Genomic DNA, 14593 nt, shown 5'->3' with positions numbered 1-14593 from the left:
ATCCGTCTTCTCAGGTACGTGCGCCCGCGCGACTACGCGAACTCGACGATGAGCTCCACCTCGACGGGCGCGTCGAGCGGCAGGACCGCCACGCCGACCGCGGAGCGTGCGTGCCGCCCGGCCTCGCCGAAGACCTCGCCGAGGAACTCGGATGCGCCGTTGATCACGCCCGGCTGGCCGGTGAACGACGGGTCGGATGCCACGAAGCCCACGAGCTTCACGACGCGCGTGATGCGGTCGAGCGAGCCGAGCTCGGCGCGCACCGCCGCGAGCGCATTGAGCGCGCACGTGCGGGCGTACTCTTTCGCGTCGTCGGCGGGGACGAGCCCGTGCCCGTCGCCGACCTTGCCCGTCGCAGGCAGGGCGCCCGCCGTGAACGGGAGCTGGCCCGACGTGTAGACGTAGGAGCCGCTGACGATCGCGGGCACGTAGGCGGCCACGGGCGGGGCGACCTCGGGGAGCTCGATGCCGAGCTCGGCGAGCCGCGCCTCGACGGCGGCCATCAGGCCTCCCCCTCGAACTGCTTGGCCGCCTGGGCGGCTGCGGCGGCGCCGGCGGATGCCGCGACGGACGACTCGCCGCCGACGGGACGCTTCAGGTACGCCACGAGGCCGCCCTCGGGCCCCTGCACGACCTGCACGAGCTCCCAGCCCTCGGATCCCCAGTTGTTCAGGATGGCCGCGGTGTTGTGGATGAGCAGCGGGGTGGTGATGTACTCCCAGGCCGGCATGCGATTCCTCGTCTCTGATGCTGGGGCGGAATGGGCTTCGATGCGCGACGGATCCGGCGGAGACCGGCGTGTCGGCAGGCGAATGCGACCGGCGGCCCGCATAGCGGGTTTTGCCAGCCTTCTTTGTTAAGCTCCACTATATGTCTGCCCAAAAACGTACGATGAGCGACGTCGGCACCGGGATCCTCGGCTTCGTCGGCCTCAGCGCTCTCGCCGGCGTTCTCGTCACCGCTGCGGTGACCCCGGCACTCGCCGTGACCGGCATGGCCGCCAACAACGGCATCTCCATGTTCGAGAACCTCCCCGGCTACCTCGAGATCGACGATCTTTCGCAGAAGACGGACATCTACGCCACCCAGCCCGACGGTTCGCAGGCACTCCTCGCGTCGTTCTTCGACGAGAACCGCGAGGAGGTCGGCTGGGACGGGATCAGCCAGTACGTGAAGGACGCCGCCGTCTCCGGTGAGGACCCGCGGTTCTACGAGCACGGCGGGGTGGACATCCAGGGCACCATCCGCGGTGCGGTCAGCACCTACATCCTGAACAAGGACGTGCAGGGCGGTTCCTCGATCACGCAGCAGTACGTGAAGAACGTGCTCATCAACAACGGCGTGCGCGAGGCGACCACCGAGGAGGACAAGGAGGCGGCGTACGAGGCCGCGACCGAGACGTCCCCCGAGCGCAAGCTCAAGGAGATGCGCTACGCGATCGCCCTCGAGAAGAAGTTCTCGAAGGACGACATCCTCAAGGGCTACCTGAACATCGCCGCCTTCGGCGGCCGCGTCTACGGCATCGAGTCGGCAGCGCAGTACTACTACGGCACGACGGCGGCGAACGTCACGCTCGCGCAGGCCGCGAGCCTCATCGCCATCGTCAACCACCCCGAGAAGTTCCGCCTCGACCAGCCCGACAGCGAGGACAACGGCGCCGCCACGGTGAACGACAAGGGCGAGCCCGAGCCGTACGCGGCCAACAAGGAGCGCCGCGACTACATCCTCGACGAGATGCTCAAGGGCGGGAAGATCACGCAGGAGGAGCACGACGCCGCGATCGCGGAGCCGGTCGTCCCCGCGATCCACGAGCCCAGCACGGGCTGTGTGACCGCCGCGGGCAGCGCGTACTTCTGCGACTACGTCAAGAACATCATCCTGAACTACTACGACGACCCGAACACCGAGGTCAACGAAGGACGCCAGCTCCTGCAGACCGAGGGCCTCCAGGTCTATACGACGCTCGACCTCGAACTGCAGAACCGTGCCGAGACGGCGGTGGCGCAGAACGTGCCGTTCGTGGATCCGCGCTTCGACGTGGGCTCGGTGGCCGTGGGCGTGCAGCCGGGCACGGGCCGCGTGCTCTTCATGGCGCAGAACAAGAAGTTCACCGAGGATCCCGAGGTCGCGGCGACGAGCCCCGAGTACACCTCGATCAACTACAGCACCGACCAGGACTACGGCGGCTCGGCCGGGTTCCAGCCCGGATCGACGTACAAGGTGTTCACGCTCGCCGAGTGGCTGAACGAGGGCCACTCGCTGCGCGAGACGTTCAACGGCAGCCGCCGCCCGTTCTCGACGTTCACCAACAGCTGCGAGGGCGGCACGTTCAGCGTGAGCCCGGCGTGGAACCCCCGCAACGACGACGGCCGCATCGCGAACAATGCGGTGGATGCGACGGCGTGGTCGGTGAACTCGAGCTTCGTCGCGATGGCCTCGCAGCTCGACCTCTGCAAGCTCAAGCAGACCGCCCAGGCGTTCGGCGTGCACCGCGCCGACGGTGGCGAACTCGGCATGAACCCCTCCGACGTGCTGGGCACCCAGGAGGTCGCCCCCGTGACCATGGCGGCGGCATTCGCCGGCATCGCCAACAACGGCCTCACCTGCACGCCCATCGCCATCGACAAGATCGTGAAGGGCAACGGCGAGGAAGTCGCCGCGCCGCCCTCCACGTGCACGCAGTCGGTGACACCCGAGGTCGCGCATGCGATGGAGTACGCCATGCAGCAGACCTTCGCCGGCGGCGGGACCGCGACGGCGTCCGACCCGGGCACCGGGATCGAGCACATCGGCAAGACCGGTACCACCGACAACGCCTTCGACACCTGGATGATCGGGGCGAGCACGAAGGTGGCCACGGCAGTGTGGGTCGGCAACGTGACCGGCGGTGACAACCGCACCAACCTGCGCAACACGAGTTTCGACTCCGGCAGCGCCGCGACCGCGCGACACCGCATCTGGCCGGCGATCATGGAGCTCGCGGACGCGAAGTACGGCGGCGATGACTTCCCCGAGCCCGACGAGTCGGCATTCAAGCAGGTGCTCGTCGACGTGCCGCAGGTCGCCGGGCTCGCCTTCGACCAGGCGAAGGCGGCGCTCGAGGCCGAAGGGTTCGTCGTCGAGGACGGCGGCCAGCAGGATTCGAACCAGCCGGCCGGAACGGTCGCTGGAACCGACCCGTCCGGGCAGGCCGGCAAGGGCTCGACGATCCGCGTGTTCACGAGCACGGGCAACGGCACGACGGTTCCCGATCTCACCGGCATGAACGCCCTCGAGGCCAAGGCCGCGCTCGATGCCGCAGGCTTGAAGATGAAGGGCGGAGGAGGCAATCCGACCAGCACGGTCGCGAGCCAGAACCCCGCGCCGAACACGGCTGCCAAACGGGGCGACGAGGTCACGGTCCAGTTCGACAACTCAGGTGGCGGCGGCAACAACACGCCGGGGAACGATTGAGCCCCCGCCCGCTGACGCCCGCCGCGCGGATCGCCATTGCGATCGGCGCGGCGGGCGCCGCCGCGTTCGCATGGGGTTCGCTCGTCGAGCGTACGCGGTGGACGCTGCGTCGGGCCGACGTCCCGGTGCTCCCGGCCGGCGCCGAGCCGATCCGGGTACTGCATCTCTCCGACCTGCACATGGCGCCGTGGCAGCGCGAGAAGCAGGAGTGGGTCCGCTCGCTCGCGGCGCTCGAGCCCGACCTCATCGTGGACACGGGCGACAACCTCGGCCATGAGCGCGGCCTCGACGGCATCCGTCGCGCGTTCGACGCGTTCGCGGGCATCCCCGGCGTGTTCGTGAACGGCTCGAACGATTACTTCGGTCCCGCGCTCAAGAACCCGTTCACCTACTTCGGCGGCCCGTCGGGCGTCGTGCAGCGGGCGAAGCGGCTCGACATCGAGGGGCTGCACGCCTACTTCGCGGAGCTCGGGTGGCGCGACCTCGACAACACCGCGACGAGCCTCGACCTGCGCGGCACGCACTTCGAGTTCTTCGGCGTCGACGATCCGCACCGCGGATACGACCGTCTCGACCTCATCACGGCGGCGATCGACGAGCTGCGCGCCGACGACCCGCTCGGCGACGAGCTGTGGCCCGATGCGGCATCCGTCGTCGGCGAGCGTCGGCCGACCGTCACCGTGGGCGTCGCCCACGCGCCGTACCAGCGGGTGCTCAACTCGTTCGTGAACCACGGCGCACAGCTCATGCTGGCCGGCCACACGCATGGCGGACAGGTGTGCGTGCCGGGCTTCGGCGCCCTCGTCACGAACTGCGACATCCCGCGGCAGCAGGTCAAGGGCCTGAGCCTCTGGCGGCACGGGCTGCGCACGGCGTACCTCAACGTGTCGGCGGGCCTCGGCACGTCGATCTACGCGCCGGTGCGCTTCGCCTGCCCGCCCGAGGCGACGCTGCTCACGCTCGTCCCCGCCGAGTAGGCGCATGGTCGGGCGGCCGCGTTTTTTCGGCTATCCTTGTTGAGGCCCGAGAGGGCACCGGGGTGTGGCGCAGCTTGGTAGCGCGCTTCGTTCGGGACGAAGAGGTCGCAGGTTCAAATCCTGTCACCCCGACCACCAGGAGCCCCCTCCCATGCGGAGGGGGCTTCGTCGTTCCCGGGGTGCTCGACGACGGCCCGCCCGTCGACGAGGTGCACGATCGCGACCGCCGGCCCGGATGCCGCTGCGCCGGCGGCAAGGCCGGCGAGGTCCACCTCGACCGACCGCGGGTCCTCCGCAAGCCCGACGCCGCGGGCCTTCAGCCTCGCCTCCTTGACGGTCCACGCTCCGGCGAGGACGCGGCGCCGCAGCGCCCACGGCACGTCGCGCCCGGCGAGCGCCGCAAGCTCCGTGAGCTCGGCGGGCGAGCACATCCGGCGAATCAGCGACGGCGCGTCGAACGCCGTGAACGGCTCGTCCTCGACGTCGGCGCCCACCAGCCCCGACCCGACGACCGCGACGAGGAGCGTGTCGTCGCCGTGGGAGATGCTCACGTCGACGCCGGGCGATGCGAGCAGGCGCGGCTTGCGCCCGGGCTCGCGGGGCGCGAACCCCTCCCAGTCGCGCCCGAGGCGCCCGGTCACGAGCTCGCGGGCCCAGCGCCGTGCGAGCTCGTGCCGGCCGCGCACGTCGCCCGCCGTACGCCACGACCCCATCCGCCAATGCACGCCGGTGGCGGTGACCCCGTCGACGGACGCGACGGTGACGGCGAGCGCGGTCGTCGGCACGTTCACGCGGCGGCGGTGAGCCGTTCCGAGATCCCGTGCGCGAGCGACCGGATCGTCGGGTGGTCCCAGACGATCGTCGGGTCGACCTCGAGGTCGAACGCATCCTCGATGTCACCGCACAGGGTCAGCGCGTACACCGAGTCGAGCCCGAGCTCCGCGAGCGGGGTGTCGGCCGTGAACGAGTCGGCCTCGACCTTGCCGTAGGCGACGACCCGGCCCTCGAGCCAGGCCTCGATCGTCGCGGCATCCGTGGTGGTCATGGGTGTCTCCTTCCTTCGCCCGAGTGGGCGTGGTCATTCGGCGGCCGACAGGTCGAGTCGGATGCCGCGTGCGGTCCGATCCTCGGCGTACGCCACGAGGCGCTCCACCAGGTGGGGCTCGAGGGGGCGCACGCGTCCCGCGAGCCGGTCCTCGACGCGACGCAGGCACGCCTCGCGGATCCCGGGGTCCGCCGCGGCGGAGGCCTCGTCGGCCTCGGCGCCGACACCCGCGAACGCGGCGGCGGCCAGCGCGAGCGCGACGCGGTGCGCGACGGCGAGCGTCGACGGCGCGGCATCCGCGCCCGCCTGCGTCGGCGCCAGTGCCGCGACCTCCCGGCGGAGCGCGGCGACCGTGTCGGCGAGGCGCTCGAGCGTCGCGAGCTCGGCGCTGCCCGGCGCGAACGCCGCACGCACCGCCGGATCGTCCAGTGCGGCGCCGACCGGGTCCCCCGAACCGTTCCGCGACGCGAGCCGGTCGAGTCGGATCGGGGCGAGCGGTGCGCCGAGCCGGAACAGGGCGGGATCGGCGCCGCCGTCGCGCGCGCGCTCGAACCACGCGGGCAGATGCGCGAGCGCGGCACCGAGCAGTTCGGTGGGGCTGTCGTTGCGCACGGTGAGCGCGCCGACGTCGCGGAGGAGCTTCTCGAACACGTCATAGGGGGCGACCCGGGCGTAGAACGTGGAGCCGAAGAGCACCGAGAGGTCCTGCATCGCCGAGGACAGCAGCTCCATGACCACCACTCCCGAGAGGGCCGTGAGCACGCGGCAGGCCTTCGGTGCGACGTGCAGGGCGCGCACCGCGACCGAGGCGAACGCGTCCGCGACGAGGAGGTCGGCGACCGCACCGGCCAGGAGTGCGCGGGACTGCGGGAGGTCGAGCACCGAGCCGCCGTAGAGCGACCGCTCGGCGCCGTAGCGCGCGGCGAGCTCGACCGAGGCGCCGACGGTCGCGACCGCGAGGGCCGGGATCACGGCCCGCGTCACCTGCTCCGCGGCGCCGATGGTCGCGGCGGCGCTCCCCCGGGTTCCGATCGTGCGATCGACGGGCACGGGCAGGCCGTCGAACGTGACGTTCCCGACGCGGAGTCCGCGGAGGCCGCCGGTCGCCACGCGCTGCGAGACGTCGACCGCGGGGCGGGTCGCGGCATCCGCGTGCCAGAGCAGCAGCGACCGACTGCCCGGACCCGGCTCGGCGGAGGTCCGCGCGACGACGAGCATCGACCCGGCCCGGTCGGCGTCGTCGACGAAGCGCTGCACGCCGCGCACGAGCCAGCGGTCGCCGTAGAGGTCGGCGGCGCAGCCCACGCCCTCGCCCTGGGCGTCGCCGAGGAAGGCCGACGGCGTGGCGGCCAGGCGCTCGCCTCGCAGGAGTCGCGCCGCGACCTCGGTCCGCTGCGACTCGTCGCCGGCGATCCAGACCGGCAGCGCGGCGGCGAACGTCGAGAGCCCGTGCGCGAGGCCGAGCGCCGGGTCGCGTCGGAACACCGGTCGCCAGCGTCGCACGAGTTCCTCGGTGGAGCCCCAGCGTCCGCCGAGGGCGACCGGCACGGCGTCCGCAGCCGCGTCCCACTCGTCGAGCAGCGGCCCCGCGAGGTCGCTCACTCGGCGGGCTTCGTCGTCGGCGACGATCGCGGTGTGGGCGAACGGACCGGGTTCGCGAGGGTCGCCGAACATCACGTCGAGGCCGTCGGGCATGGGAGCGACGCTCGGCGCGGCGTCGAGGCGGTCGAGGCTCATGCGGCTCCCGTCCATCCGTCGAGCACCGAGACGCGGGAGCCGGCGTGCGCGGCTTCGAGCGCGAGTCCGGCGAGCCGGGTGGCCGACTCGCTCGCCGCGACCTGGTCGATGAGCCCGAGCCGCATCGCAAGACGTTCCAGCACGGCGAGCAGGCGGGCATCGGATGCCGCGCTGCCGGCGTCAGCGGCGGCGAGCCCGACCGCGATCGCGCACGACGCGCCGAAGCACAGGGCGACGCGCTCGGCGAGCTCGAACGACCGCGCGCTCGGCATCGCCTCCCGCGGCGCGGCGCCGGCCTCGACGACCACCCGCTCGTACTCGTCCGCGATGCGCCGCGCCACCACGACGACGGGGCCCGTGCCAGACCTCGTACCCGTCCCCGCGCCGCCGCTCGCGAGGAGCTCGACGAGGCCGGGGAGCGCGCGGAGGAGCCGGGAGCCGCGCCGCGTGACGAGACGGAGGCTGGTCGGATCGAGCCACCCGTCGGGCGCCGCATCGTGCCGGAACGAGTCGACGAGCGCCGCGGCATCCGCCGGCTCGTCGGGTCGGGAGATCGTGCCGAACTCGTTGACGATCATGTTGAGGTTGACCATCGAGTTGCCGTCGAAGATGCCCACCACGCGGTTGTCGCGCGCGACCTTCTGGAACTCTCCCGCCCCGTCGACGCCGAGCGCCTGCGCCCACGGCCCGAGCAGCGGCGTGACGTCGCGCACCAGCCGATCGACGGTCGACGGCACGAGGAACTTCGCGAGCGAGCTCACGAGCGCCATCTCGTGCGTCGCGTGGTGCATCTCCCGTGCGGCGGCGACCATCACCGACTCGGCGAAGAGCTGGTCGGCGATCGCGGTGCCGAGCGTCGCCCGCGCGGACGGAAGGTCGGCGACGCGGCGCCCCGCGATGCGGTGCTCGAGCGCGAACCGCAGGGCCACGTCGACGACGTGGTCGGCCGCACCGACCGAGAGCGGCGTCGTGAGCGGGCGGGTGAGCTGCAGGCTCTTCAGCACGGTCTCGAGGCCGTGGCCCGGCTCGCCGATGAGCTGGTCGGCGTCGACCGTCGCGCTCCGCAGGGCGAGTCCGCTGATGTCGGCGCCCCGCGTGCCGTGCGTGGCGACCTTCGGCAGAGTGCGCAGCGTGCCCTCGTCGACGCGGCGCTTGTCGAGCAGCACGAGCGAGAGCGCGCGCGGGCCGGGCTGGTCGGAGCTGCGGACGAGCAGGGTCATCGCCCGGCCGCGGGTCGCGTTGTTGATGGGCCACTTCTCGCCGTCGAGCACGACGCGGTCGCCGATGGCGGCCGTGCTGGCGGTGCTCGAGAGGTCGGATCCGCGCCCGCGCTCGGTGAGGCCCCACGACACGGGTCCGCCGTCGAGCACGAGCCCGGCCATGACCCCGGCGATCGGGCCGCCGGCGATCCAGGCGCCGACCGCGCCGAGGAAGGTCACCCCGTGTGCCACCGCGACCGTGAGATCGCGTCGTGCGATGGCACGGATCATGCGCATCGGCACGAGGAGGTCGCGCAGTTCGCCGCCGTGCGCCTCGGGCACGTACCAGCGCTGCAGCCCCCACTCGTCGATGGCCGCGATCGCCTCGGCCGGGAACTCCCGGCGCTCGTCGAGCGCCACCGACCGGTCGGCGCCGATGACGGATGCCGCGTCCCGCGGGTCGCCCAGGAACCGCTCGAACTCGGTGACGACGCTCATCCGACGCCCGCTCGCTCGAAGCCGAGGGTGTGCACGGTCGCGAGCCGCTCGTCGGCCAGGAGCGACCGGGCCAGCCCTCGCTGGACCTTGCCGCTCGTGGTGCGGGGCAGCGTGCCCTTGCGGATCAGCGCCACGCCGAGCTCGGGCAGCAGGAACTCCTCGGCGACCGAACGGCGGAGCCGCTCGGCGAGGTCGGCGAGGTCGCCGGGCGCCGCGCGCGCCGTGTCGACCTCGGCGACGAGCCCGACGAGCGGCTGGCTCACCGTTCCCTCGAACGCGGCGCTCAGGCACCCCGAGGGCAGCACGCTCGCCGCGGCGTGCTCGAGGTCCTGCGGGTAGAGGTTGCGGCCGCGGATGATGATGAGGTCCTTGATGCGGCCCGTGATCACGAGCTCCCCGTCGAGGAGCGCGCCGAGGTCGCCGGTGCGGAGCCAGGCGCGATCGTCGGTCTCGCCCGCGATCGCGGCACCGAACGTCTCGTCCGTGGCATCCGGCCGATGCCAGTAGCCCTGCGCGACGCTCGGCCCGCGCACGAGGATCTCGCCGATCGCGTCGGGCTCGGCGCGGCCGCCCGTCTGCGGGTCGACGATCGCGACCTCGTGGCCGGCGGCGGGCGGTCCGCACGAGACGAGCTCCACCGCGCGCTCGCCCGGCGCCGCCGCTCGCAGCTCGCCGCGCTCGAGGGCGCCGGCGTCGGCATGCACGGCCGACACCGCATGGTCGCGCACGCTCGCCGTGACGAGCAGCGTCGTCTCGGCCATGCCGTAGGCGGGGATGAACGCGCGCGCCCGGAAGCCCGCCGGTGCGAACCGCTCCGCGAACGCCGCGAGGGTGCCCGCGCGGACCGGCTCCGCACCGGTGATCACGCCCTCCAGTGCGGAGAGGTCGAGCGCCGCGAGCTGTTCGTCGGTGACGAGCCGCGTGCACAGCGCGTAGGCGAAGTCGGGTCCGACCGTGTGCGTCGACCGGTGGCGGGTGAGCAGGGTCGGCCAGAGGTTCGGACGCCGCAGGAACTGGCTCGGCGACGTGAGGACGCTGTCGGCGGCGACCGAGATGGGCTGCAGCAGCTGCCCCACGAGGCCCATGTCGTGGTAGTGCGGCAGCCACCCCATGGTGCGGGACTCCGCCGTGATGCCGGTGGCGCCGGTGATCGCGGCCTCGTTGGCGACGAGGTTGCCGTGGCTCACCATCACGCCCTTCGGCGTGCCCGTGGATCCCGAGGTGTACTGCAGGATCGCGAGGGAGTCGGAGGTGATTCGCGGCGCGATCCACTCGGAGGGCGTGGCGCCCGCCCCGTCCGGTTCCCGCGACCCGAGCATCGCGATCCGCGCGTCCCCGACGACGCCACCGGGCTCGAGGCCGAGCGGGGCGAGGGCCGTCCCCTCGGTGAGCACCAGCCGGCTGCCCGCGTCGCGCACGATCGCCTCGAGCCGTCGTACCGCAGCCTCGGGCCGGCGCATGGCCGCGACCGGCACGGGCGACGCCACGAGTCCCGCGTAGAAGACGGCATAGAGCGCGCGGACGAACCCGAGCCCCGGCTCGAAGGCGAGCACGACCACGTCGCCCGGCGTGTGTCCGGCGGCGGCGAGCGCCGCGGCATCCGCCATCGCCCGTCGTTCGAGGGCCGCGTACGAGGTGAACGTCGACTCCGTCGGGTTGTCGTAGAACCGGAACCCGCGCGCGTCGCCGGCGGCCGCCGCCGCGTCGCGCATGGCGTCGAGGAAGGTGCTGTTCGGGGTCACGCTGGTCCCTCCGCTGGTCGGCCGAGGGGCGATCGCACTGCGTACCGTCCCCCATTCGGTCCGGCGAGCCTATGGCCGGTGTTTGAACGGCGAGCACGCGCGGTGTTGCACGGGTGTTACAACTCGGTGGGCCCCTACCCCCAACTCGGGGGCGACGGAATGGAGCCGCCCTGTTACCTGCGGGTAAACAATCCGTCGCGCCACGGTGTCGGCGGTGCGTCCGCGGATACGCTGGTCGGGCTGGCGGCTGCCGATGACGGACCTCTCGGTGCGAACACCGGCCCGGGAGGATGTCCCCCGCCGCCGGCCCGGGGAGGGCGGAAGTGAACGGTCTGGACTTGCTGCTGCTGGCGCAGCGCGCACGCGATGCCGTGTTCTCGCGCATCGCCGCGACCGGATTCGCGCGGTTCGGCGCTCGCACGCGGATACTGCTCCCGTTCCGCGTCGGCAACGCCGACCGCATCGCCATCGGCTCCGACGTGCTCATCGGCCCGGGGTCGTGGCTCATCGTCCCGCGCCTCGACGAGCCGGGTCCGGTCATCGTGATCGGCGACCGCGTCCGCATGAACGAGACCTCGATCTCGGCGGTGCGCAGCGTCGTGATCGAGGACGGCGTCGCCATGGCGCGCGGCGTGTACATCTCCGACCACACCCACGGGTTCGACGAGCCCGACACGTTCATCAGGGACCAGCCGCTCGTGCGGGTGTCCCCGGTGCGCATCTGCCGCGGCGCCTGGCTCGGGCAGAACGCGGTCATCATGCCGGGCGTGACCGTGGGCGCGGGCGCGGTGGTCGGCGCCAACTCGGTCGTCCGCGAGGACGTGCCGCCGCGGACCGTGGTCGCGGGCGCGCCGGCCCGGCTCATCAGGCAGCTGGCCGCATGAGCGAGCGGGTCGACACGGGCGCCTTCCCGATCGACATCGGGGCGGCATCCGTGCCCCGCGTCGAAGCCGACTTCGTGTTCACCTTCAGCTACGAGACGTACTCCGATGCCGTGCGGCGCGGGATGATGCGCCCGCCCGACCGCATCCTGGCGAGCCTCATGCACAGCCCCGAGGTGCGGCGCCTGCTGGTCGCCAACCCGTTCCGGTGGTTCCCGCGCATCGCCGCGACCCCCTTGCTCGACCGCGACGCGCCGTTCCCGTCGAGCGGGCGGATGTCGCTGCACCGCCCCGCCCGGGCGCGCCGCGACGACCCGACCGACGTGGCCGCCATCGCCGCGGCGTACCGCGCCTACGACCGCTCGCTGCTCCGCGCGGCGCGGAAGCTCGGGCTCGTGGATCCCTACGCCATCACGACGAACCCCCTCGTCGCGGGCTACGCCCCGTTCGACTGGGCGAGCGGCGTGACCTTCTTCGCCCGCGACGACTGGTCGAGCTCGCCGGCGCGAGAGGCGTACTGGCCCGCCTACCGCGACGCGTACCGCCGGATCGCCGAGTCGGGCCGCCCGGTCGCCGCGGTCTCGGCCGAGATCATCGACCGCATCGCGCCGACGGGCCCGCACGAGGTCGTGCCGAACGGCGTCGAGCCGTCGGAATGGCTGGGGCCCCTGCCCGCGGAACCCGACTGGTTCGCCGCGCTGCCCGGCCCGAGGGCCGTGTACGTCGGCACGCTGGATTCCCGCCTCGACGTGCCGGGCATCGCCGATCTCGCGCGACGCCGGCCCGACCTGCAGGTCCTGCTCCTCGGTCCGCTGCCCGACCCCGCCTACGTGGCCGAGCTCGCCTCCCTGCCGAACGTGCACGTGCACCCGAGCGTCGGCCGCGCCGAGCTCGTCTCGACGCTCCGCAACGCCGACCTCTGCCTGCTCGCGCATCGTCGCACGCCGCTCACCGAGGCGATGAGCCCGCTCAAGGTCTACGAGTACCTCGCGGCCGGGGCGCCCGTCATCGCCACCGACCTGCCGCCGGTGCGGGGCATCGACGACCGAGTGCTGCTCGTGTCCACCGTCGACGACTTCGCCGATGTCGTGCCCGACGCCCTCGCCCTCGGTCGCGCAGCCGAGACCCAGCGCACCGCGTTCATCGCCGGCAACTCGTGGGCGGCGCGGCACGAGCGCGTCTTCGCCCTCGCCAGGAGCTGATCCGGCCGCCGCTGTCCCCCGAACGGAGGGGCTCGCGTCCCCCAGTGTGTCGAACATGTATCGGCCGCCTGAAGAGCCTGTGAACTGCACGCCGACCGGGTTCCGGGCGCCCGCGCCGCGCGGCTAGCATCGCCGCAGAGGACGATCGGCCGCAGCATCCGGGGAAGCGCTGCGAACCGCCCGAACGGGACGCGAGCATCACCGTCGACCGCCCTCGAACACAGGCGACGACCGCCTGCATCGCAGCCGGAATCGGACGGGCCACGGTGGTCGCTCCCTGCATCGACCCCGCCCCTCGCCAGGGACGCGTGCAGCGGCCGTCGAGGGGGGAGCGCGAGTTGACCGCAGAGGCAGACACGATCACGCTCGCGGGCCCGCCCGCCGACCGGCTGCTCGACCGGGCCGCGGCCGTCGGCCAGCGCGTCGCGTCGCAGCCGCGCAAGCTCGGCTGGCGGCACCGGCTGGTCTTCGCGCTGACGGTGACGGATGCCGCGGGCATCGTCGTCGCGCTCCTCGTCGCGCAGTTCGTGCGGTTCCGCACCACCGCGCTCGGCGCCGCGACACCCGTGAGCGACGTGGCGTACCTCTCGCTCGGCGCGGCGATCGCCGCCGTGTGGCTCATCGCACTGTCCGCGACGCGTTCGCGGATGATCCGCAACATCGGCACCGGCACGATCGAGTACCAGCGCGTCGTCAATGCGACGCTCATCACGTTCGGCACGCTCGCCGTCGTCGCATTCCTGCTCCAGGTCGAGATCGCGCGCGGCTACCTCGCGGTCGCGCTGCCGCTCGGCCTCGTGCTGCTCCTCGGCGGACGCGTGGCCTGGCGCTGGATCCTGCACAGCATGCGCCGCGTCGGGCGCTGCACGACGGGCTCCATCATCGTCGGCCGCCCCGACGACGTGGCGCGCGTGGTCGACGAGCTCCGGCGGCAGTACCGGGTCGGCTACCGCGCGATCGGCGCCACGTTCGCCGGGTCCGCGCGCACGACGGGGGCGAGCCGGATCGACCTGCCCACGGTCGACTTCGACGACCTCGCCGCGACCTCGAAGCGCACCCGGACCCGCGCCGTCATCGTGGCGGGCGACCTGCCGGGCGGGAGCGCCACCATCCGGCGCCTCGGCTGGGACCTCGAGAACTCGCAGACCGAGCTCATCCTCGTGTCCCGCCTCACCGACGTGGCCGGCCCGCGCATCCACCTCCGGCCCATCAACGGCCTGCCGATGGTGCACGTCGACCTGCCCCAGTACTCGGGCTTCGCGCACGCCATGAAGCGCATCTTCGACGTCGTCGTCGCCGGCACGGCGGTCGTGCTGCTCAGCCCGCTCTTCGCCGCGATCGCGGTGGGCGTTCGGCTCTCGAGCGACGGGCCCGTGCTCTTCCGACAGGAGCGCGTCGGGGCGCACGGCGGCCGCTTCACGATGCTGAAGTTCCGCTCGATGGTCACCGACGCCGAGGCCCGCCTCCGCGAGCTCCAGGACCGCAACGAGGGCAACGGCGTGCTCTTCAAGCTGCACGACGACCCCCGCGTGACCCCGTTCGGGCGCACGCTGCGCCGCTACTCGCTCGATGAACTGCCACAGCTGTGGAACGTCGTGATCGGCGACATGAGCCTCGTCGGCCCGCGCCCGCCGCTCCCGAGCGAGGTCGAGCGCTACCAGGAGGACGTGAACCGCCGGCTCCTCACGAAGCCCGGCATCACGGGGCTGTGGCAGGTGAGCGGCCGGTCGAACCTCTCGTGGGACGAGAGCGTGAAGATCGACCTCTACTACGTGGAGAACTGGTCGATCACGGGCGACCTCGTGATCCTCCTGAAGACCGTGCGCGCGGTCGTCGGGAGCAACGGCGCGTACTGAAGC

12 protein-coding genes and 1 tRNA gene are annotated in these 14593 nt (G+C 72.6%); 6 read left to right on the top strand and 7 right to left on the bottom strand.

The window, feature by feature from the left end:
- Nucleotides 1-32 precede the first annotated feature (32 nt).
- Nucleotides 33-503, bottom strand: coding sequence for a RidA family protein (locus ACFVN5_RS16595; protein WP_376956374.1), 471 nt, complete (start codon nt 501-503; stop codon nt 33-35).
- Entirely contained in the window at nt 503-730 is a 228-nt protein-coding gene (locus tag ACFVN5_RS16590; RefSeq protein WP_376956372.1) for a hypothetical protein, read from the bottom strand. The genes ACFVN5_RS16595 and ACFVN5_RS16590 overlap by 1 nt, the downstream gene beginning before the upstream one ends.
- Nucleotides 731-891: 161 nt before the next feature.
- Here ACFVN5_RS16590 and ACFVN5_RS16585 point away from each other — a divergent pair, with 161 nt between their 5' ends.
- From ACFVN5_RS16585 to ACFVN5_RS16575, 3 genes are all read left to right on the top strand, one after another.
- Nucleotides 892-3453: a transglycosylase domain-containing protein gene (locus ACFVN5_RS16585; RefSeq protein ID WP_376956370.1), complete on the top strand. Its 2562-nt coding sequence runs from the start codon at nt 892-894 to the stop codon at nt 3451-3453.
- On the top strand, nt 3450-4430 hold the full coding sequence (locus tag ACFVN5_RS16580; protein ID WP_376956368.1) for a metallophosphoesterase: 981 nt from the start codon (nt 3450-3452) through the stop codon (nt 4428-4430). The genes ACFVN5_RS16585 and ACFVN5_RS16580 overlap by 4 nt, the downstream gene beginning before the upstream one ends.
- Nucleotides 4431-4488: 58 nt before the next feature.
- Nucleotides 4489-4565, top strand: a tRNA-Pro gene (locus ACFVN5_RS16575).
- On the opposite strand, the gene ACFVN5_RS16570 is transcribed toward ACFVN5_RS16575, so the two are convergent.
- From ACFVN5_RS16570 to ACFVN5_RS16550, 5 genes are read right to left on the bottom strand one after another with little or no spacing between them, the layout of a single operon-like run.
- Complete coding sequence (locus tag ACFVN5_RS16570) at nt 4544-5221, bottom strand: 4'-phosphopantetheinyl transferase family protein (protein WP_376956366.1); 678 nt, start codon at nt 5219-5221, stop codon at nt 4544-4546. The two genes, ACFVN5_RS16575 and ACFVN5_RS16570, sit on opposite strands and share 22 nt — an antisense overlap.
- Nucleotides 5218-5475, bottom strand: coding sequence for an acyl carrier protein (locus tag ACFVN5_RS16565; RefSeq protein ID WP_376956364.1), 258 nt, complete (start codon nt 5473-5475; stop codon nt 5218-5220). The genes ACFVN5_RS16570 and ACFVN5_RS16565 overlap by 4 nt, the downstream gene beginning before the upstream one ends.
- Nucleotides 5476-5508: 33 nt before the next feature.
- A complete protein-coding gene (locus ACFVN5_RS16560) occupies nt 5509-7212 on the bottom strand; it encodes a hypothetical protein (RefSeq protein ID WP_376956362.1) in 1704 nt (567 codons plus the stop codon).
- On the bottom strand, nt 7209-8909 hold the full coding sequence (locus ACFVN5_RS16555; protein WP_376956360.1) for an acyl-CoA dehydrogenase family protein: 1701 nt from the start codon (nt 8907-8909) through the stop codon (nt 7209-7211). Before ACFVN5_RS16555 ends, ACFVN5_RS16560 begins: the two co-directional genes overlap by 4 nt.
- Complete coding sequence (locus tag ACFVN5_RS16550) at nt 8906-10651, bottom strand: fatty acyl-AMP ligase (protein ID WP_376956358.1); 1746 nt, start codon at nt 10649-10651, stop codon at nt 8906-8908. The genes ACFVN5_RS16555 and ACFVN5_RS16550 overlap by 4 nt, the downstream gene beginning before the upstream one ends.
- A 323-nt stretch (nt 10652-10974) precedes the next feature.
- Here ACFVN5_RS16550 and ACFVN5_RS16545 point away from each other — a divergent pair, with 323 nt between their 5' ends.
- The 3 genes from ACFVN5_RS16545 (at nt 10975) to ACFVN5_RS16535 (ending at nt 14590) form a co-directional block, all read left to right on the top strand.
- Complete coding sequence (locus ACFVN5_RS16545) at nt 10975-11535, top strand: acyltransferase (RefSeq protein ID WP_376956356.1); 561 nt, start codon at nt 10975-10977, stop codon at nt 11533-11535.
- Nucleotides 11532-12734, top strand: a complete 1203-nt coding sequence (locus ACFVN5_RS16540) for a glycosyltransferase (RefSeq protein ID WP_376956354.1) — start codon at nt 11532-11534, stop codon at nt 12732-12734. The genes ACFVN5_RS16545 and ACFVN5_RS16540 overlap by 4 nt, the downstream gene beginning before the upstream one ends.
- A 338-nt stretch (nt 12735-13072) precedes the next feature.
- Nucleotides 13073-14590 (top strand): sugar transferase, encoded by a 1518-nt coding sequence (locus ACFVN5_RS16535; RefSeq protein ID WP_376956352.1) that lies wholly within the window; start codon nt 13073-13075, stop codon nt 14588-14590.
- The last annotated feature ends 3 nt before the right edge of the window (nt 14591-14593 follow it).

The sequence above is a fragment of the Agromyces sp. NPDC057865 genome (assembly GCF_042796995.1).
Taxonomy (GTDB): domain Bacteria; phylum Actinomycetota; class Actinomycetes; order Actinomycetales; family Microbacteriaceae; genus Agromyces.
Note: the sequence above shows the minus strand (reverse complement) of the source record. Positions and strands in the feature narration are given on the sequence as shown.